This is a genomic window from Comamonas koreensis (assembly GCF_014076495.1).
GTDB lineage: Bacteria > Pseudomonadota > Gammaproteobacteria > Burkholderiales > Burkholderiaceae_C > Comamonas > Comamonas squillarum.
Genome location: NZ_CP043575.1, coordinates 2,883,911 through 2,902,897, shown reverse-complemented (window position 1 = coordinate 2,902,897; position 18,987 = coordinate 2,883,911). Strand labels below are relative to the sequence as shown.

Annotated in this window: 17 protein-coding genes; 14 read left to right on the top strand and 3 right to left on the bottom strand. The window is 63.3% G+C overall.

Annotated features, from left to right (window positions below):
• Positions 1–195: 195 nt before the first annotated feature.
• The 9 genes from F0Q04_RS13130 to prmB all read left to right on the top strand — a co-directional run bounded on the left by F0Q04_RS13130 (position 196) and on the right by prmB (position 10,576).
• On the top strand, positions 196–1,281 hold the full coding sequence (locus tag F0Q04_RS13130; RefSeq protein WP_116925754.1) for an AI-2E family transporter: 1,086 nt from the start codon (positions 196–198) through the stop codon (positions 1,279–1,281).
• 53 nt (positions 1,282–1,334) lie between these two features.
• Positions 1,335–2,408 (top strand): GTP pyrophosphokinase, encoded by a 1,074-nt coding sequence (locus F0Q04_RS13125; RefSeq protein ID WP_182341151.1) that lies wholly within the window; start codon positions 1,335–1,337, stop codon positions 2,406–2,408.
• 298 nt (positions 2,409–2,706) lie between these two features.
• Positions 2,707–4,038, top strand: a complete 1,332-nt coding sequence (locus F0Q04_RS13120) for a polyhydroxyalkanoate depolymerase (protein WP_116925567.1) — start codon at positions 2,707–2,709, stop codon at positions 4,036–4,038.
• Positions 4,038–4,808 carry an RnfABCDGE type electron transport complex subunit B gene (locus F0Q04_RS13115; protein ID WP_182345681.1) on the top strand — a complete coding sequence of 257 codons (771 nt, stop codon included), beginning with the start codon at positions 4,038–4,040 and terminating at the stop codon, positions 4,806–4,808. Before F0Q04_RS13120 ends, F0Q04_RS13115 begins: the two co-directional genes overlap by 1 nt.
• A gap of 103 nt (positions 4,809–4,911) precedes the next feature.
• Positions 4,912–6,120, top strand: coding sequence for a succinyldiaminopimelate transaminase (gene dapC / locus F0Q04_RS13110; RefSeq protein ID WP_116925565.1), 1,209 nt, complete (start codon positions 4,912–4,914; stop codon positions 6,118–6,120).
• Between the two features lie 3 nt (positions 6,121–6,123).
• On the top strand, positions 6,124–6,948 hold the full coding sequence (gene dapD / locus F0Q04_RS13105) for a 2,3,4,5-tetrahydropyridine-2,6-dicarboxylate N-succinyltransferase (protein ID WP_182341148.1): 825 nt from the start codon (positions 6,124–6,126) through the stop codon (positions 6,946–6,948).
• A gap of 184 nt (positions 6,949–7,132) precedes the next feature.
• The gene (locus tag F0Q04_RS13100; RefSeq protein WP_021028493.1) at positions 7,133–8,293 is read left to right on the top strand and encodes a PilT/PilU family type 4a pilus ATPase; all 1,161 of its coding nucleotides are present in this window, start codon (positions 7,133–7,135) and stop codon (positions 8,291–8,293) included.
• Between the two features lie 111 nt (positions 8,294–8,404).
• Positions 8,405–9,553 (top strand): succinyl-diaminopimelate desuccinylase, encoded by a 1,149-nt coding sequence (gene dapE, locus F0Q04_RS13095; RefSeq protein WP_182341145.1) that lies wholly within the window; start codon positions 8,405–8,407, stop codon positions 9,551–9,553.
• A 111-nt stretch (positions 9,554–9,664) separates the two neighbouring features.
• The gene (gene prmB, locus F0Q04_RS13090; RefSeq protein WP_182341142.1) at positions 9,665–10,576 is read left to right on the top strand and encodes a 50S ribosomal protein L3 N(5)-glutamine methyltransferase; all 912 of its coding nucleotides are present in this window, start codon (positions 9,665–9,667) and stop codon (positions 10,574–10,576) included.
• A gap of 19 nt (positions 10,577–10,595) precedes the next feature.
• Here prmB and F0Q04_RS13085 read toward each other — a convergent pair whose 3' ends face one another.
• Entirely contained in the window at positions 10,596–11,489 is an 894-nt protein-coding gene (locus F0Q04_RS13085; RefSeq protein WP_232539333.1) for a ferritin-like domain-containing protein, read from the bottom strand.
• A gap of 253 nt (positions 11,490–11,742) precedes the next feature.
• Here F0Q04_RS13085 and F0Q04_RS13080 point away from each other — a divergent pair, with 253 nt between their 5' ends.
• The 3 genes from F0Q04_RS13080 (at position 11,743) to F0Q04_RS13070 (ending at position 14,382) form a co-directional block, all read left to right on the top strand.
• Complete coding sequence (locus tag F0Q04_RS13080) at positions 11,743–13,797, top strand: ABC-F family ATP-binding cassette domain-containing protein (RefSeq protein WP_182341139.1); 2,055 nt, start codon at positions 11,743–11,745, stop codon at positions 13,795–13,797.
• 22 nt (positions 13,798–13,819) lie between these two features.
• Positions 13,820–14,134, top strand: coding sequence for a cupin (locus F0Q04_RS13075; protein ID WP_182341136.1), 315 nt, complete (start codon positions 13,820–13,822; stop codon positions 14,132–14,134).
• 86 nt (positions 14,135–14,220) lie between these two features.
• On the top strand, positions 14,221–14,382 hold the full coding sequence (locus F0Q04_RS13070; protein WP_182341133.1) for a hypothetical protein: 162 nt from the start codon (positions 14,221–14,223) through the stop codon (positions 14,380–14,382).
• Between the two features lie 133 nt (positions 14,383–14,515).
• Here F0Q04_RS13070 and F0Q04_RS13065 read toward each other — a convergent pair whose 3' ends face one another.
• Positions 14,516–16,261, bottom strand: coding sequence for a long-chain fatty acid--CoA ligase (locus F0Q04_RS13065; RefSeq protein WP_182341131.1), 1,746 nt, complete (start codon positions 16,259–16,261; stop codon positions 14,516–14,518).
• Positions 16,262–16,330: 69 nt separating this feature from the next.
• Positions 16,331–16,948: a hypothetical protein gene (locus F0Q04_RS13060; RefSeq protein ID WP_182341128.1), complete on the bottom strand. Its 618-nt coding sequence runs from the start codon at positions 16,946–16,948 to the stop codon at positions 16,331–16,333.
• Positions 16,949–17,179: 231 nt separating this feature from the next.
• Here F0Q04_RS13060 and F0Q04_RS13055 point away from each other — a divergent pair, with 231 nt between their 5' ends.
• Both F0Q04_RS13055 and F0Q04_RS13050 read left to right on the top strand, forming a co-directional pair.
• Positions 17,180–18,187 (top strand): ABC transporter substrate-binding protein, encoded by a 1,008-nt coding sequence (locus F0Q04_RS13055; protein ID WP_182341125.1) that lies wholly within the window; start codon positions 17,180–17,182, stop codon positions 18,185–18,187.
• A 9-nt stretch (positions 18,188–18,196) separates the two neighbouring features.
• Complete coding sequence (locus F0Q04_RS13050; protein ID WP_021024935.1) at positions 18,197–18,985, top strand: ABC transporter ATP-binding protein; 789 nt, start codon at positions 18,197–18,199, stop codon at positions 18,983–18,985.
• Positions 18,986–18,987: the final 2 nt, after the last annotated feature.

Here is an 18,987-nt window from a genome sequence, read left to right as displayed (position 1 = left end):
CAACCTTCCGCGACACGGCTGAACCGATTGGCGGATGCGACTGTGGCTGGGAAGGGCCGAACAACGGGTATTGTGCCACTTCCGCCTGGGCTTGTCCTTCGATGGCCTTGGCCCCAGCAGATGGGTGCCCGAAATAGCGTAGGTTTATGCCGGAAGCAGATACATTTGCGCTATCCATTCACACCGATGCGCTTGATGTTCAACAACCACTCTCTTCACGACAAAGCATTCATCTTGCTGCTAATAGGCGTCACCATTGCCTTTTTTGCCGTGCTTTTCCCCTTTCAGGGGGCCGTTTTCTGGGCCGTGATCCTCGCTGTTGTGTTTACGCCTCTACACAAAAAAATCCTGGTCCGCCTCCCCAAATACCCGACTATTGCGGCCCTGATTACGCTGGTGCTGTGCCTGGTGCTGGTGATCCTGCCGCTGATCCTGCTGTCGATCTCGCTGGCCAAGGAGGCGGCCACCATCTACGAGAGCGTGCACTCGGGCGAGATGAATTTCGGCCAGTACTTCCAGCAGATCTACAACGCCATGCCCCAGTGGGTGCTGGACCTGCTGACCCGCTTCAACCTGAACGACCCCAAGGTGATCCAGGAGAAGATCTCCGGCATCTCGGTGCAGGCGAGCCAGTATGTGGCGACCAAGGTGCTGACCATCGGCCAGAACACCATGGGCTTTTTGGTGAGCTTTTGCATCATGCTCTACCTGTTGTTCTTCTTCCTGCGCGACGGCAAGACCTTGATCCGCAAGATCCTGGCCGCCACGCCGCTCGATGACGCGCACAAGAAAAAGCTGGGCGCCAAGTTCATCACCGTGGTGCGCGCCACGGTCAAGGGCAACCTGGCCGTGGCTGCCACCCAGGGCGCGCTGGGCGGCATCATCTTCTGGATTCTGGGCATCGAGGCCTCGCTGCTGTGGGGCGTGGTGATGGCCTTTTTGTCGCTGTTGCCGGCCGTGGGTGCAGCCATTGTCTGGGCGCCAGTTGCTATTTATTACATTGCCACCGGCTCCACCACCGAAGGCATTGTGCTGGCCGCCTATGGCGCCGCCATCATGGGCATGGTCGACAACGTGCTGCGCCCGCTCCTGGTGGGCAAGGACACCAAGATGCCCGACTACCTGATCCTCATCTCCACCCTGGGCGGGCTGTCGCTGTTCGGGCTTACCGGCTTTGTCATCGGGCCACTGATTGCCGCGCTGTTCATCGCGGTCTGGGATCTTTTTGCACCCCAGGCCCACATCAGCGACACCACAGAGGTAGACAATAGCGCCAAGTAACTTCTTCTTTTGGCGGGCGCGTGGCGCCTGCCCCTTCTTTGCTGCCCTGCCCCATGCCCGCTCGCGATTTTGAATCCCGCAAACAGGAATTCCTGGATTTCTACGCCGCCCAGTTGCCCACCCTCAAGGCTGCGGCGGCCTCGTTCAATGCGCTGATCCACGCCATCTTGAGCAACCTCGAGGGCGTCAACATCGCCAAGTTCGAGTGCCGGGTGAAGACCGCTGACGAATGCGTGCGCAAGTTCAAGCGCAAGTACCGAAACTTTGTCGAGGACCAGTCCGAGGACTATGCCATCGAGGACTACATCACCGACCTGATCGGCGTGCGCGTGGTCTGCCTCTATGAGGACGAGCCACCGGCCATCATGTCCCGGGTGCGCGAATATTTCGATGTGATCGAGATCACCGACAAGACCTCACCGATGGAAGACTCGGAGTCCGAGTTTGGCTACAAGGGCATCCATATGGACCTGCGGCTCAACCAGCAGCAGGCACAGCTGACCGAGCACCAGGCCTATGCCGACCAGGCCTTCGAGCTGCAGATCCGCACCATCATCCAGGACTCCTGGAGCGAGCTGGACCACAAGATCAAGTACAAGAAGTCCATCCCGACCAACCTCAAACGCCGCATCAACATTCTGTCGGCGCTGTTTGAACTGGCCGACCGCGAGTTCTTGCAGATCCGCAATGAGACCAGCCAGGCGCTGGCGCTCTCGCGCGCCGAGGACGAGGTCGACGGCCCCCTGGGCGATGGACTGGGCGACCACAACGAGCCGCTCGATGCCTTCAGCTTTGTCGCCTTTGGCCACAAGCACTTCCCCGGCTATGAGTTTGACCCGCAGAAGGTGGAGTTCTTCCTGGACGAGTTGCTGCATGACTTTGCCGTGCGCCACGCCGGCTGGCTGTTTGCCGTGGTGCAAAAGCATGTCACCACCGTGCGCCACTACAAGGCCGATTTCCAGCACCGCTACCCGTCCAGCAGCTTCAACCCCTTCACGGTGATGCGCCACTGCCTTTACCTGGAGGACAAGCAGCGCTTTCGCAAAACGCTGCGCAACTCTGCGCGTGAGGCCTTTGAGGAATGGTTGCAGCGCCAGCCCGCCAACAGCACCACCAGCGAAGACTGAGCGGCCATAGCGTCCTGCCCTGATCTACAGGCCCTGTCTACCCAGGGCAAGCGCGGGCATGGGGCCAGAGCAATAGTCTAGCAAGACCCTCAGTCATTAGTTAAAATCAATCTTTGTAACTACGCCCATCCGAGTGGCTGCATTGCAGCGGCCATGCGGGTGGCAGGCCGGTGTAGCACACAGTGGGCAGCGGCGCAGAACCCAGCGCCAGCACCCTCCCCGTGTTTACGAGCATGGCTGGCCATGCTTTCTGACGCGCGCTGCTGCTATATTGCGATGCAACAATCACGGAGTTTTGATGCTGTACCAACTGTATGAAACCCAGCGGGCCCTGATGGAGCCCTTTGCAGAATACGCCCACGCCACCTCGAAGATGCTGAGCAATCCGCTGTGGCCGATCAGCCAGACGAACACCGCCCAGCGCGCCTCGGCGGGCTTTGATCTGTTCTACCGGCTGGGCAAGGACTATGAAAAGCCCGCCTTTGGCATCACCACCATCGAGGCCAACGGCCATGAGATCGCGATCCACGAGCGCGTGGAGCTGACCAAGCCCTTTTGCGAGCTGCGCCGCTTCAAGCGCTTCTCGGACGACCAGACCAGCCTGGCGGCGATGAAGCAGCAGCCCGTGGTGCTGGTGGTGGCCCCGCTGTCGGGCCACTACGCCACCCTGCTGCGCGAGACGGTGCGCACGATGCTGGCCGACCACAAGGTCTATATCACCGACTGGACCAATGCGCGCCTGGTGCCGCAGACCGAGGGCATCTTCCACCTCGATGACTATGTCAACTATGTGCAGGAATTCATCCGCCACATCCAGGGCATCTACGGCAACTGCCATGTGGTGAGCGTCTGCCAGCCCACGGTGCCGGTGCTCGCCGCCGTCTCGCTGATGGCCAGCCGCGGCGAGAAGACCCCGCTGTCGATGACCATGATGGGTGGCCCCATCGATGCGCGCAAATCGCCCACCACGGTGAACAACCTGGCCACCACGCACGATCTGCAGTGGTTCGAGTCGAACGTGATCCATCCGGTGCCCGGCAACTTTCCCGGTGCCGGCCGCCTGGTCTACCCCGGCTTTTTGCAGCACATGGGCTTTGTCAGCATGAACCCTGACCGCCATGCGATGAGCCATTACGACTACTTCAAGGACCTGCTCAAGGGCAACGAAGACAGCGCCGAACACCACCGCAAGTTCTACGACGAGTACAACGCCGTGCTCGACATGGATGCGGCCTACTACCTGGAAACCATCAAGACCGTGTTCCAGGACTTTGCGCTGGTCAAGGGCACCTGGGAGGTGCGCTCGCCCGAAGGCAATCTGGAGCTGGTCAAGCCCCAGGACATCCGCCACAGCGCGCTGCTGACGGTCGAGGGCGAGCTTGATGACATCTCTGGCTCGGGCCAGACCCAGGCCGCGCATGACCTGTGCACCGGCCTCAAGGCGGTCGACACCCGGCACTTTGAAGTCAAGGGCGCGGGGCACTACGGCATCTTCAGCGGCAAGCGCTGGCGCACCATGGTCTACCCGATGCTCAAGGACTTCATCCTCGCCAACAACCGCATCGAGGATCGCCCTGCAGGCAGCGTAAAATCGGCCACTTCCAAGCAGAATACTTTGCACACGGTGTGATCGATACCCACAAAACCAGCGACCAGCCAGCCTCAGCGCTGGCTGTTTTCATTGGCGCCATTGATGCGGCCCTGCCGCAGACCCAATGCACGCGCTGCGGCTACCCCGACTGCCGCCACTATGCCCAGGCCATTGCCCAGGGCGAGGCCGCGATCAACCAATGCCCGCCTGGCGGCCAGGAAGGCGTGGCGCGGCTGGCGGCCATCACCGGCCGGCCTGCGCTGCCGCTGAACCCGCACAACGGCCTCGAAGCCGTGCGCGTTGTCGCCCGCATCGATGAGAACTGGTGCATCGGCTGCACCTTGTGCATCAAGGCCTGCCCGACCGATGCCATCCTGGGCGCGAACAAGCGCATGCACACCGTCATTGCCGAGGCCTGCACCGGCTGCGAGCTGTGCCTGCCGGTCTGCCCGGTCGATTGCATTGAACTGGACAACGCCAGCGGCGAGGCCACCGGCTGGGCCGCCTGGAGCCCGGCGCAAGCCGATGAGGCCCGGCTGCGCTACAACAGGCACCAGCAGCGCCTGCACGGCACCAACCGCACGCAGGTGCCCAGTCCAACTGCCAGCCCAGCGGGCACGCCGCACGCTGCCCCTGCAGCCCTCAGCGCCCAGGCGGCCCAGGCTGCTGCCGTCAGCGCAGCAGCATCGCAAAATACCGCGGCCAGCAAGGCCAACCTGGCCGCGCCGGCCGCTGCCGACAAAAAGGCAATCCTGGCCGCCATTTTGGCCAAAGCCAAGCAGCAACAAGGCGGCAACCACTCGTCTTAATGGCTGCGCGGCGCTGGGTAGCCGACAAAGGCCGCCAAGCCCCTACCGGGCATGACAGAACGGCGCAAAAAAACAAGCGCCGCTGCACCATAATGGCTGGCTTATGAACCCCTTGCTCCAGAAACTGCAGCCCTACCCGTTTGAGCGCCTGCGCCAGTTGTTTGCCGGTGTCACGCCGCCCGCAGACCAGTCGCCCATCAGCCTGGGTATCGGTGAGCCCCGCCACCCCACGCCCGCCTTCATCGAGCAGGCGCTCTCGGACAACCTGGCCGGCCTGTCGGTCTACCCGGCCACCGCTGGCACGCCGGCACTGCGCGAAGCCTTTGCTGCCTGGCTGTCCACGCGCTACGGCCTGCAGGTGGATGGACACAAGCACACCTTGCCCGTCAATGGCAGCCGCGAGGCACTGTTTGCGTTCACGCAGACGGTGGTCGACAGCAGCAAGCCAGGCCCGGTCGTGCTCTGCCCCAACCCCTTCTACCAGATCTACGAAGGCGCGGCCCTGCTCGCGGGCGCCACGCCCTACTACGTGCCCAGCATCGCCAGCAAGAACTTTGCCGTCGACTGGGCCAGCGTGCCCGAGGACATCTGGCAGCGCACCCAGCTGATCTTTGTCTGCTCGCCGGGCAACCCCACCGGCGCCGTGATGCCGCTTGACGAGTGGAAAAAGCTGTTTGAGCTGTCCGACCGCTATGGCTTTGTCATTGCGTCTGACGAGTGCTACAGCGAAATCTACTTCCGCGACGAGCCACCACTGGGCGGCATGCAGGCAGCAGCGCAACTGGGCCGCAGCGATTTCCGCCGCCTGGTCTCGTTCACCAGCCTGTCCAAGCGCAGCAATGTGCCGGGCCTGCGCAGCGGTTTTGTCGCGGGCGACGCCGAGCTGATCAAGGCCTTCACGCTCTACCGCACCTACCAGGGCGGCGCGATGAGCCCGCCGGTGCAGGCGGCCAGCATTGCGGCCTGGGGTGATGAGCGCCATGTCGAAGACAACCGCGAGCAATACCGCCGCAAGTTTGCCGAAGTCACGCCCGTGCTGTCGGCCGTGATGGACGTGCAGTTGCCCGATGCCAGCTTCTACCTCTGGGCCGGCGTGCCTCCAGAGATGGGCTTGTCCGACACCGAGTTCGCACGCGAACTCTATGCCCAATACAATGTCACGGTTCTGCCAGGCAGCTATCTGGCCCGTGACTTCAACGGCAGCAACCCAGGCGCCGGCCGCATCCGCATGGCCCTGGTGGCCCAGACGGCCGAATGCCTGGAAGCCGCTCAGCGCATTGCCCAATTCATTCAATCCTGGAAAAAAGCCTAAACCATGACGCAACAACTGCAAACCATCATCGAATCCGCCTGGGAAGCCCGCACGACGCTCTCGCCTGCCTCGGCTCCCAAAGAAATCGTCGATGCGGTCGACCATGTGATCAACGCCCTGGACCAGGGCGAGTTGCGTGTGGCCACCCGTGACGGCGTGGGCCAGTGGACCGTGCACCAGTGGATCAAGAAGGCCGTGTTGCTGTCGTTCCGCTTGAAGGACAACGCGCTGGTGCAAGCCGGCGACCTGAACTTCTACGACAAAGTGCCCACCAAGTACGCGGGCATGTCCGAAGCCGATATCGCCGCCACCGGCGTGCGCGTGGTGCCGCCCGCTGTGGCCCGCCGCGGCAGCTATGTGGCCAAGGGCGCCATCCTGATGCCTTCCTACGTGAACATTGGCGCCTATGTGGGCGAAGGCACCATGGTTGACACCTGGGCCACCGTGGGCTCCTGCGCACAAGTGGGCAAGAACGTCCACCTCTCGGGCGGCGTGGGCCTGGGCGGCGTGCTCGAACCGCTGCAAGCCAACCCCACCATCATTGAAGACAACTGCTTCATCGGCGCCCGCTCCGAAATCGTCGAAGGCGTGATCGTCGAAGAAAACTCGGTCATCTCGATGGGCGTGTACATCAGCCAGTCCACGAAGATCTATAACCGCATGACCGGCGAAGTCACTTATGGCCGCGTTCCTTCGGGTTCGGTGGTGGTCAGCGGCTCCATGCCTGCCAAGGACGGCAGCCACAGCCTGTACTGCGCGGTGATCGTCAAGCAAGTGACGCCCGAGACCCGCGCCAAGACCAGCATCAACGACCTGCTGCGCGACTGATCTGCCGCCCAGGGATTCTCTGTATAACCCTCGCCAGGCAACCCATCAGCCCTGCAAGCTTTGCGCTGCAGGGCTTTTTTGTGGCCGTTTGGCTTGCGGTTGGGTTGCAGCGCGGGCGCAACATCGTTTATTGACTGCGTAGCTAAGCCTACAATCTCTGCACAAATTACTGGAGGGAACGGACATGGGAACCATGGAGCGAATCTTGCGCCTGATGGCAGACAACAAGGCCTCGGATGTCTATCTGTCAGCCAATGCGCCTGCGCTGGTCAAGATCCAGGGCGAATGCATCCCCCTCAACAACCAGACCTTGACACCGGATGCGCCGCGTACCCTGCTCGCCGAGATCGTGCCGCCCGAGCGCATCGAAGAGCTGGACGAAACCGGGGAGCTCAACATTGGCGTGCCGCTCGAAGGCGTGGGCCGTTTCCGCGTCAGCGCCATGCACCAGCGCGGCAGCTGCGCCGTGGTCATCCGCTATGTGCCCCAGGACATCCCCAGCCTGGAGCAGCTGGAGCTGCCCGAGATCTTCCAGGACCTCATCATGGCCCGGCGCGGCCTGGTGCTGTTTGTCGGCGCCACCGGCTCGGGCAAGAGCACGTCGCTCGCCGCAATGATCGACCACCGCAACGGCCAGCAAAGCGGCCATATCCTGACGGTGGAAGACCCGATCGAGTACCAGTTTTCCAACCGGCGCTCGATCATCAACCAGCGCGAGGTGGGCAGCGACACCGCCTCACTGCAGACCGCGCTGAAGAACGCGCTGCGCCAGGCGCCCGATGTGATCATGATTGGCGAAATCCGCGACCGCGAGACCATGTCGGCGGCCATTGCCTACGCGCAGTCCGGCCACCTGTGCCTGGCCACCTTGCACGGCAACAACAGCTACCACGCGCTCAACCGGATCCTGAGCTTCTACCCGGTCGAGGTGCGCCCCACGATGCTGGGTGACCTGTCATCGGCGCTGCGCGCCGTGGTCTCGCAGCGTCTGGTCAAGACGGTCTCGGGCAAACGCACCGCTGCCATCGAGGTGATGCTCAACACCAAGCTGGTGGGCGAGATGATCGAGCAAGGCAACTTCTCGGCCGTGCGCGAGGCGATGGAAAAGTCCATGGCCGAAGGCTCGGTCACCTTTGAAGGCGCACTGGCCGCGCTCATCCACAGCGGCAAGATCAGCCGCGAGGAAGGCCTTGCCAACTCCGACTCGCCAACCAACCTGATGTGGCGGCTGCAGAACGACTTCCAGATGGCGGCCAATGCCGCCAAGGCCCAGGTCGCGGCCAAACCCGAGCTCGACGACGCGGCCTCGTTCACCGAAATCGTGCTTGATGTGAACCAAGAGTAAGATAGCGGCCGTTGCCCCCGGGCAGCACGCCACGACGCCGTGGCCATATGCCCTGAATGCGGCCTGCGGGCCGCATTGTTGTTGACCTCCCCGCCCACTTTCTTTGACGCCATGTCCCGCACCCTGCAACTGACCGAGCAACTGATCGCCCGTCCTTCCGTGACGCCCAATGACGAAGGCTGTCTGGACATGGTTTCCGACCTGCTCCAGCCGCTGGGTTTTGCCTGCGAGCGCATGGACAGCGGCCCCGACAGTTTTCGGGTGAGCAACCTCTGGGCACTGCGCCGCAGCGGCGTGGCGGGAGCCAAGACCGTGGTCTTTGTCGGCCACACCGATGTGGTGCCCACCGGCCCGCTGGAGCAGTGGAACTCGCACCCCTTCACCCCTTCGCACCGCGATGGCAAGCTCTACGGGCGCGGTGCCAGCGACATGAAGACCTCCATCGCTGCCTTTGTCGTGGCCGCCGAGGAGTTTGTCGCCCAGAACGCTGCAGCGCCGCTGGATATCGCGCTCTTGCTGACCAGTGACGAAGAAGGCCCGAGCGTGGACGGCACCGCCGTCGTCGTCGAGCAGCTGCGCCAGCGCGGCCAGGTGCTGGACTACTGCCTGGTGGGCGAACCCACCGCCGTGCAAAAGCTCGGCGACATGGTCAAGAACGGCCGGCGCGGCAGCCTGACGGGCAAGCTCACCGTCCATGGCGTGCAAGGCCATATCGCCTACCCGCAGCTGGCCCGCAACCCCATCCACCAGGGGCTGGGCGCGCTGGGTGAACTGGCCAGCACCCTGTGGGACGAGGGCAATGCCTTCTTCCCGCCCACCAGCTTCCAGATGAGCAATATCCATGCGGGCACTGGCGCGGGCAATGTGATCCCGGGCCAGATGGTGGTGGACTTCAACTTCCGCTTCAGCACCGAATCGACGGCCGAGAACCTCAAGGCCCGCGTCAAGTCCACCTTGGAGCGCCATGCGCTTGAGTACGACCTGAAGTGGACCCTGGGCGGCAAGCCCTTCCTGACCACACCCGGCGTGCTGGTGACGGCCGTGCAGCAAGCCATCCGCGACGAAGTGGGGCTGGAGACCACCTTGTCGACCACTGGCGGCACCAGCGACGGCCGCTTTGTCGCCGATATCTGCCCGGAAGTCATCGAGATCGGTCCATCGAACGCCACCATCCACAAGATCGACGAGTGCGTGGCCGTGGCCGATATCGAGCCGCTGAAAAATATCTACCGCCGCATTCTGGAAAACCTGGCGCGCTAAGAACCTGTTCAAAGCCAATACCCAGATAGCCCTGGCGGCAGCCTTGCCTGGTGCCACGCAGCTGTCATCAAGCCTACAATGGCGGTCTTTGATTTTTGCCTGAGTTGAGCCATGACCACCATCCGCACCCTGATTGATGACAGCGCAGCAGCGCTCAGCGCTGCCGGTGTGCATTTTGGCCATGGAACGACCAATGCGCAGGACGAAGCGAGCTGGCTGGTGCTGTGGTCACTGGGTCTGCCGGTGGACAGCGACACCAGCCCGGATGGCGCAGACTCAGTCGCAAGCCAATCGGTGAGTGACGTGCAGCGCAGCAAACTCGAGCAACTGATCGCCGAGCGCATCCGCAGCCGCAAGCCAGCCGCTTATCTGACCCAGCAGGCCTGGCTGCAAGGTGTCCCCTTCTACATCGACGAGCGCTCCATCGTGCCGCGCAGCCTGATTGCCGAGCTGCTGGCCGATGGCAGCATTGACGACTGGCTGAGCGACAAGACGCGCCAGGTGCTGGACCTGTGTACCGGCAACGGCAGCCTCGCATGCCTGGCCGCCATGGCCTACCCCGATGTGCAGGTCACCGGCGCTGATCTGTCTGCCGATGCGCTGGCCGTGGCCCGCATCAATGTGGACCAGCATGGCCTGCAAGAGCGCGTGCAGCTGGTTCAATCAGACGGCATGGCCAACGCCCGCGGCCCCTGGGACCTGATTCTCTGCAATCCACCCTATGTCAACGCCCAGAGCATGGCCAGCCTGCCGCTGGAATACCAGGCCGAGCCGGTGCTGGCGCTGGCTGGTGGCCAGGACGGCATGGACTTTGTGCGCGGCCTGATTCTGGAGCTGCCCCAGCGCCTGAGCGAAGACGGTGTGCTGGTGCTGGAGATTGGCAACGAGCGCGCCTACTTTGAAGCCGCCTTCCCTGGCCTGCCGGTGTTCTGGATGGACACCAGCGCCGGCGACGACCAGGTGCTGCTGCTGACCCGCGAAGCGCTGATGCACTGGACGCAGGAACAGCCTACGCAGCTCTGAAGGCCCAGCTCGGCTTGCATCAGTAGGCCAGCATTTTGCAGGCCAGCCGGCTGATCGGCCGGTGCAGACAGGACTCCAGCTTGGGCGGCAGCAGCAAGGGTTTGAGCAGCATCTGCACTGCCAGTTGGGCCGGCAATCCGGTGCTGATCAGGTGGTAGATGCGCTGGGCGACATCGTCAAAGCTGCGCTGCCGGTCGGCAAACAGATCGCCCTTGTTGGCGAACACATGGCGCAGCGCCACATCGGAATCACTCTCGCGCAATTCTTTCAAGCGGCTGTACAGCGCCTTCGCAATGCGCAGCCGGCCAACGGGCTCCTGGGCCTGCAGGCTTTTGAAGTAGCTCAAGAAATGCTTGAAGTGGCCGACCTCGTCATTGCGGATATGGCCCAGCAGCTCGGTGAGCACCGGCTCCTGGCTGAGCCCGCGCAAGGTGTGGTAGTAGGCCGTGGTGCCGGTCTCCACCACGCAGCGCGCCACCATCTCCAGGCGCGGGTCCTCCAGTAAAGCCTCTTGCGTGCACAGCAGCGAGTACTCGGCGAAGAAGCTGTCATAGGCCTTTTGCCAGTCAAAGCTGGGCCAGACGGTTTCCACATAGCGCCGCAGCGATGCGCCATGCTGCAGCTCCTCATGCTCCCAGCGCGCTTCCAGCCAATGCTGGATATCTGGGTACTGGGCGTAGTGCGCGCCCAGATTGGTGGCATAGGTGTCCGAGCCGGTCTCGACAAAGGAGGCGCTCATCAGCAAATAGAACATGTCCTCGTCGTTCGCCACCGCGCCATGGTCGATCTGCGCATAGGGAATGTCGGCCAGCTGCCAATGGGACCGCGCCGGCGGTGCAGCGCCAGCATCCTGGCTGGTGCCTGACTGGCGGTCGATACCAGGCCGTCCATGCATTTCAGAGGCTGTTGTCATAGCACTGTCCTTGTGGTTGCCATCTCTGACATATGGCGTTTGCAGACCGCAGTATGGCGCTGCGGCCCATGCTTGGGTAGGCCCAGGCTGGTGACAGCGTTCAACACCTGTTACCTCCTACAAGGGCATGCGGCATTGGCCTACCTGGGCCTGCAACAGCGCCTTGCGCATGCACTGCGCACAGTCAACCCCTGTCCGCTATGCCCCGCATAGCGCTGTGCCAAGCCCAGGGCGGCGATAATCGAGGCCATTCATGATTACGCTGAAAAATATCACCCTGCGCCGCGGCACCAAAGTGCTGCTTGACGGCGTCACCACCACCATCAACCCAGGCGAATCGGTGGGCCTGGTTGGCCGCAACGGCGCTGGCAAGTCCACGTTGTTTGCACTGCTCAACGGCTCGCTGACGGAAGACGGTGGCGATTTCCACATTCCCGCACAGTGGCGCATGGGCCAGGTCGCCCAGCACATGCCCGAAACCGAGGAATCGGCCACCCAGTTCGTGCTGGAGGGCGACACCCGCCTGGTTGAAGTACAGGCCCAGCTCGAGGCTGCCGAGGCGTCCGGCGACGGCATGGCCCTCGCCCAGGCCTATGCCGACCTGGCCGATGCTGGCGCCCACGATGCCGTGCCGCGCGCGCAGGCGTTGATCCTGGGCCTGGGCTTCAAGGTCCAGGAGCTGGAGCACCCGGTCAACAGCTTCTCGGGCGGCTGGCGCATGCGCCTGCAGCTGGCCCGCGCGCTGATGTGCCCCAGCGATCTACTGCTGCTCGACGAACCGACCAACCACTTGGATCTGGACGCCCTCGTCTGGCTCGAAGCCTGGCTCAAGCGCTACCCCGGCACCCTGATCACCATCAGCCATGACCGCGAATTTCTCGACGCGATCACCAATGTGACCCTGCAGATCCAGGGCGGGCAACTGACACGCTACGGCGGCAACTACAGCCGCTTCGAAGAGCTGCGTGCCCAGCAGCTGGAGCTGCAGCAGGCCAGCTTTGCCAAGCAGCAAGAGAAGATGGCGCATCTGCAAAAGTTCATTGACCGCTTCAAGGCCAAGGCCAGCAAGGCCAAGCAGGCGCAAAGCCGGGTCAAGCAGCTCGACCGCATGGAGAAAATTGCGCCCGTGCTGGCCGAGGCCGAGTTCACCTTCGAGTTCAAGGAGCCAGCCAACCTGCCCAATCCAATGCTGGCGATCACCGATGCCGCCTTTGGCTATGAGGACGAAGACGGCAAGCAGACCACGATCTTGCAAGGCGTCAACCGCTCGGTGCTGGCAGGCCAGCGCATCGGCATTCTGGGCGCCAATGGCCAGGGTAAATCGACCCTGGTCAAGACCATTGCCCGTGAGATGAAGGCCCTGGCCGGCACCGTGACCGAAGGCAAGGGCCTCAATATCGGCTACTTTGCCCAGCAGGAGCTGGACGTTTTGCGCCCGAGCGAAAACCCGCTCGAGCACATGATCCGCCTGGCCAAGGAAATAGGCAGCGAAGGCAACAGCGCGCGTGAGCAGGACCTGCGCAACTTCCTGGGCACCTTCAACTTCAGCGGCGACATGGTCAAGCAGTCCGTGGGCAGCATGAGCGGTGGCGAAAAAGCCCGCCTGGTGCTGGCGATGATCGTCTGGCAGCGCCCCAACCTGCTGCTGCTCGACGAGCCCACCAACCACCTGGACCTGGCAACTCGCGAAGCGCTGGCGATGGCACTGAACGACTTTGACGGCACCGTCATGCTGGTCAGCCATGACCGCCATCTGCTGCGCGCCGTCTGTGAGGACTTCTGGATGGTCGGTCGCGGCCAGGTCGGCCCCTTCGATGGCGACCTGGACGACTACCAGCGCTACCTGCTGGACGAATCCAAGCGCCTGCGCGAGGAAGCGCGCCAGGCCGATATGCAATCGCGCAGCAAGGATGCAGCGCCGGCACCCGCAGCCGAGGCTGCGCCCATCGCGGCACCGGTTGCGGCACCCGCGCCAGCCCCTGCGCCTGCGCCCGCCAAGGCCGAGCCCGTGGGCGACCCCAAGGAAGCCCGCCGCCTGGCCGCTGCGGCCCGCCAGCAGCTGGCCGACAAGACCAAGCCCTTCAAAAAAGAGCTCGAACAGATCGACAAGAAGCTGCCCCAGCTCAACGCGCAGCGGGATGCGCTGGAGACCAAGCTCGCCACCCCGGGTTTGCCGGGTGCAGACATCGTTGAGGCTGGCAAGCAGCTGAGCGCCGTCAATGGCGAGATCGAGCAGCTCGAAGAGCGCTGGCTGGAGCTGTCCGAGCAGATCGAGGCGATCAGCCAGGAGCTGAACGCGACGGCCTGAGCGGCCTATGTGCCAGGACACCATGCAACGCATCATCCGCAGCCAGGACTTCACCGCTCAGCGCCCCTGGGGCGCCCAGGACATTGCCCAGATGAACGGCACCAGCGTTCGTTTGCACTGGACGGACCAGCCCTATATCTGGCATGTCAACGACGGAGAGGAAGTCTTTGCGGTGATGCAAGGCATGGTCGTCATGCACTGGCGCGAGGCGGGAGAAGAAAAGCAAGCCCTGCTGCAGGCCGGCGATATCTTCCACGCCGGCGTGGGCTGCGAGCATGTGGCCCACCCGCAAGGTGAAGCGCGGATTTTGGTGATTGAAAAGGCTGGCAGCCTGTAGTGCCAGCCCCAGGAAAGGCCAGGCAGGCTTGGCAGCGCTGACTGCCTCCGCCTACACTGCCTGGCCCAGCACTGCCTCGTCAAGCCATGCAAGAAGACCCGCCCCGCGACACCGAAGAGCGCAATATCCGCATCGTTTGCGGTGGCTTGCTGGGCCTGTTTATCGCGGGTGTCATCGGCTTTAACACCGATCCCAGCTGGACTGCATGGGCCTTGCTATGTGCCATTTGCGCAGCGGTTTGCGCCTAGCTTGCGGTCCGCTATGGCGATGGTTTCTGGCACAGGATGCTGCAGTTGATGCGCTGGTGGTAGCGCAGCCATCTGCCCAAACAGCCCGTATACAGCCCGGATACAAGCCGTACAGGGGCCTCCCGCTCGCCCGTCACTGCTCCTTTTCCTGCAGCAAGCGCCACATCACCTTGCCGCTGCCGCTCTTGGGCAGCTGATCTACCAACTGCACCAGGCGCGGCGCCTTGTATACCGCCATGTGTTCACGGCACCAGTCGATGATGTCCTGCGCGCTGACAAGGCCCTGCTGGCCTTGGCGCAACACCACCACAGCCTTGACGGTCTCGCCCCGGTATTCATCGCGGGCCGCGATCACGCAGGCCTCCAGGATGGCAGGGTGGCGGTACATGAGGCTCTCGACCTCGGCCGGCCAGACCTTGTAGCCGCTGGCATTGATCATGCGTTTCAAGCGATCGGTCAAAAAGAAATACCCGTCGGCATCGCGGTAACCCAAGTCCCCGGTGCGGAAAAAGCGCTGCCCGCCCACCTCAACGAAGCTGGCGGCGGTGGCAGCGGGCTGCTTCCAGTAGCCCTGCAGCACCTGCGGGCCTCGCACCAAAATCTCGCCCACCTCACCATCGGCCATGGGCTGCAAGGTTTCGGGGTCGATCACCAGCGACTGCATGCCGATGTGCGGCAGCCCCAGGCACTGCTGCTTGGGATGCTCGTAGGGATTGGCGTGCGAGGCGCCGCAGGTCTCGGTCATGCCATAGCCCTCGATATAGTCCAGGCCCCAGACCTCCTTGACCCTTTGCGCCACCGACTGCGGCATCGCCGCGCCCCCGCCGCCCATGTAGACCAGGCTGCGGGTGTCCATCTGCGCCAGGTGCGGGCTGGCCAGCAGATCGACCACCATCGTCGGGATATTGGCCCAGTGCGTCACCCGGTAGCGCGCCATCAGCGCGGCCGCCAGCTGCCGGTCCCAGCGCGGCATGATCACCAAGGTGGCCCCGGCGCAAATCAGCACATGCATGATCGACACCATGCCGGTGATATGGAACATCGGCGCCACGACGAGGTTCACGCTCTCGGTGCTTTGCCGGCCCCAAAGCACACCCGCCATGGCCGCATGCTGCACATGGCTGTGCGCATGGATACAGCCCTTGGGCAGGCCGGTGGTGCCGCTGGTGTAGGGCAGGATCGCCATATCGCTGGCCGCTACCTCCACGGCGGGGGGCTCGGCACGGCACTGGACGGCATCGAGCCACCGGCTGACCGTGGTGGCACCCAGCAGATCGGCACCCGGCAAAGGCTGGTTGCCCAGCAGCCAAGGCTGCCAGGCAGGTGGAAAATCCGGCTGCGCCGCCGCATCGGCGGGCATGGTGTCCGACAAATGGCTGATGACCAGGTGCGCCAGCTGCTGCTCGGGCGGCAGGCTGCTGCTGGCCTGGCACAGCGCAGGGGCCAGATCGGCGGTGGTGATCGCTACGCGCGCATCGGCATCGCTGATGTAGTGGGCCAGCTCGGCAGCGGTATTCATCGGGTTGACGGGCACCACCACCGCATTGGCGCGCAGGATCGCGTAATGGGCCAGCACCAGCTGCGGGCAGTTTTGCATCAGCAAGATGACCCGGTCGCCCTTGCGCACGCCTTGCTGGTACAGATGGGCGGCCAGCCGCTCGGTCTGTTCGCACATCTGGCCATAGCTGATGGCCTGGTCAAAAAACACCAGTGCGGCATGGTCCGGATAGCGCCGGGCATTGACGGCCAGGTTGTCCCAGACCGAGGTGGCCGGCATGGTCAGCTGCCGGGGCACACGCCCGGGCCAATAGGCGGATATCGGGGCAGATACCGGGGCAGAGGTTGAAGTGGAGGCAGGCAGGTCTGCAGCAGCGGTCATGGCGGGTCCCGAACATTCAAAGCGAGTTGCGGTCCAGTATGCCCAGCGGCCCAGGCACAAGGCCGTCGCTTAGGGGACCGGCAAGCCCCGGTGTGACGCACCCTGTTGTTGCACCCAGTGCAGTACCGCATGCCAGCGCTGGGCAGCGGCTGCCAGCCGCTCCCGTTCCGCACCGGGCCCGGCCTGGCGCCAGGCGATATCGGCCATCACCGCGTCTTGCCACATCTGCGCCTGCTGCTCGACCTGGGCCTGCTGGAACTGGGCGAGCAGCTCCACCGGCGATGCACTGGGCGTATAGGCATAGGGGTTGATTCCATGGCACCAAAAGCGCCACTGCAGGCCCAATGCCTGCCGGGTTACCGCCCTGCCCTGCAGCCGCTGCCAGTGGTGAAAGGCCTCGTGTGCGAGCCACCCTGCGACCAATGGATCGCCAAGGCGCAGGCACTGGCGCGGGTCTGATGCTGCAAAACAGAGGGCTGGCATCGACACAAAGCCGCCGTTGAACGACAGCGCACGCCGCGTATCGCTCAACCGGCGCAGGTACAGGCGCATGCGCGACCAGCCCGGGTGCTGCGGCTGGCCAAAATAACGCGCCAGTAGCGCCCATTCGTCGCCCGTGAGTGGCCGAGACCAGAACAGCGCGCGCCGCAGACTGTGGATCCATGGGTTCGCGATTCGCCGCGGCATCAACGCGGGCCCCTGAAACGGCTGTCTCGGGCGACCCTAAAACTTCGCCCTACACCCAATAGGGGTGCCCAGTCCTGATGGTTAACACCGATCCTCGGCGCGCACGATAAATTGGATACTGAATACATAACAAGACATTGCCTTGGCAAATTCAGCATTTATTTCGGCATTGTTCTTGCATGAAGCTGTTTTTAGTCATCCGTCACTATTTTCTGTATACAAGGAGTGGGTATGAAGAAAATGTTTCGCCGCCGTGCGGCTGTTATTGCTTCCATGCTGGCGGCGCTGCTGCCGCTGTCGGCAGCCCAGGCGCAGACAGCGCACAAGATACGGTACGAGGAGGTGGTGCGCTCGGTGCTCTATGTTCCCATGTATGTGGGCATCCAAAAGAGGATGTTCAAGGACGCGGGCATCGAGATGAGCATGAAAACCTCGCAGGGCACCGACAAGGGCATGGCCGCCCTGCTCTCGGGCAGCGCCGATATTGTGCTGATTGGCCCCGAAGCATCGATCTATGTCGCCAACAGCGAGTCGCCGGTCAAACCCATTGTGTTTGCCGGACTGACTGCCACTGACGGCTTTTTGCTGATGGGCCGCAAACCCGATGCGAATTTTGACTGGAGCAAGCTCAAGGGCAGCAAGATCATGTCCTTCCGCCCGGGCTCCAACCCCGATATCTTTCTGGAGGCGGCCCTGCGCAAAAAGGGGCTTGATCCGAAGAAAGACGTTACGCTGGTCAGCAATATCGGCCCGGCCGCGCGCACTGGCGCCTGGCTGGCGGGGCAAAACGACTACGCGACCTTTCTGGAGCCCGAGGCCAGCAGCTTGGAAAAACAAGGCAAGGCCTTCCCGCTGGGCGCAGTGGGCAAAGAGGTGGGCATGGTCGACTACACCGTGTTCACCACCACCGACGCCTACCTGAAGAAAAACCGCGCCGCCGTGCAGGCCTGGACCCAAGCGGTGGCGAAAGCCCAGCAGTACACCGCAGCTGCGCCCGCAGGCGAGCTGGCCGATCTGGTGGGCAGCTATTTCACGGGCCTGAGCAAGGCCGAGCTGGTCAGCGCCATTGAGCGCTACCAGCAGCTGCAGCTGTGGAAGAAGACGCCGATGGTCGAGAAGCAGGCCATGGACCAGCTGCAGGACATGCTGGTGCAAGGCGGCGTGCTGGAGGCCGGCAAAAAGGTCGACTACGCCCGCTTTGTCGACATGGGCTTGGTGCAGAGCCTGGCGCAAAAATAAGGAGTTGCGATGACCCACCCCTACCGCGTCCATGTCGACAACGTCTCCTTGCGCTATTTCACACCCCAGGGCGAAACCCAGGCGCTGCAGAACATCAACCTCTCGGTCAAGGCAGGCGAATTCATCAGCCTGATTGGCCAGTCGGGCTGCGGCAAGAGCACCTTGCTGTCGATCCTGGCGGGCATTTTGCCGCCGTCCAGCGGCACCGTGCTGGTCGATGGCCAGACCATCGTCGGCCCCAACCCGCGCATAGGCTACATGCTGCAGCAGGACTACCTCTTCGAGTGGCGCACCATTTTGGAGAACACCTTGCTGGGCGCCCAGATCCAGAACAAGGACCTGGCCGCTGCCGAAAAGCGCGCCACGCAGCTGCTGCACAAATGCGGCATGGGCGACTACCTGCACCACTACCCACGCCAGCTCTCGGGGGGCATGCGCCAGCGCGTGGCCCTGGCCCGCACCCTGGTCACCAACCCGGACGTGGTACTGCTCGACGAGCCGTTCTCGGCGCTCGACTCGCAAACCCGCTTGTCGATTGCCGATGAGGTGGTCGATGTGCTGCGCGACGAAGGCAAGTCGGTGATCCTGGTCACGCACGACATCGGCGAGGCCATTGCGATGACCGACCGCGTCATCGTGCTCTCTCGCCGGCCTGGCCGCATCAAATCGGTGCACCACATGGACTTTCCCTCGCAGGGGGGCAAACGGCCCACGCCTTTTGAGGCCCGAGGCTGCCCGGAATTCAACGATTACTTCAATGTGCTGTGGGACGAGATCGACGCCCACGTGGAAGGCTAAGC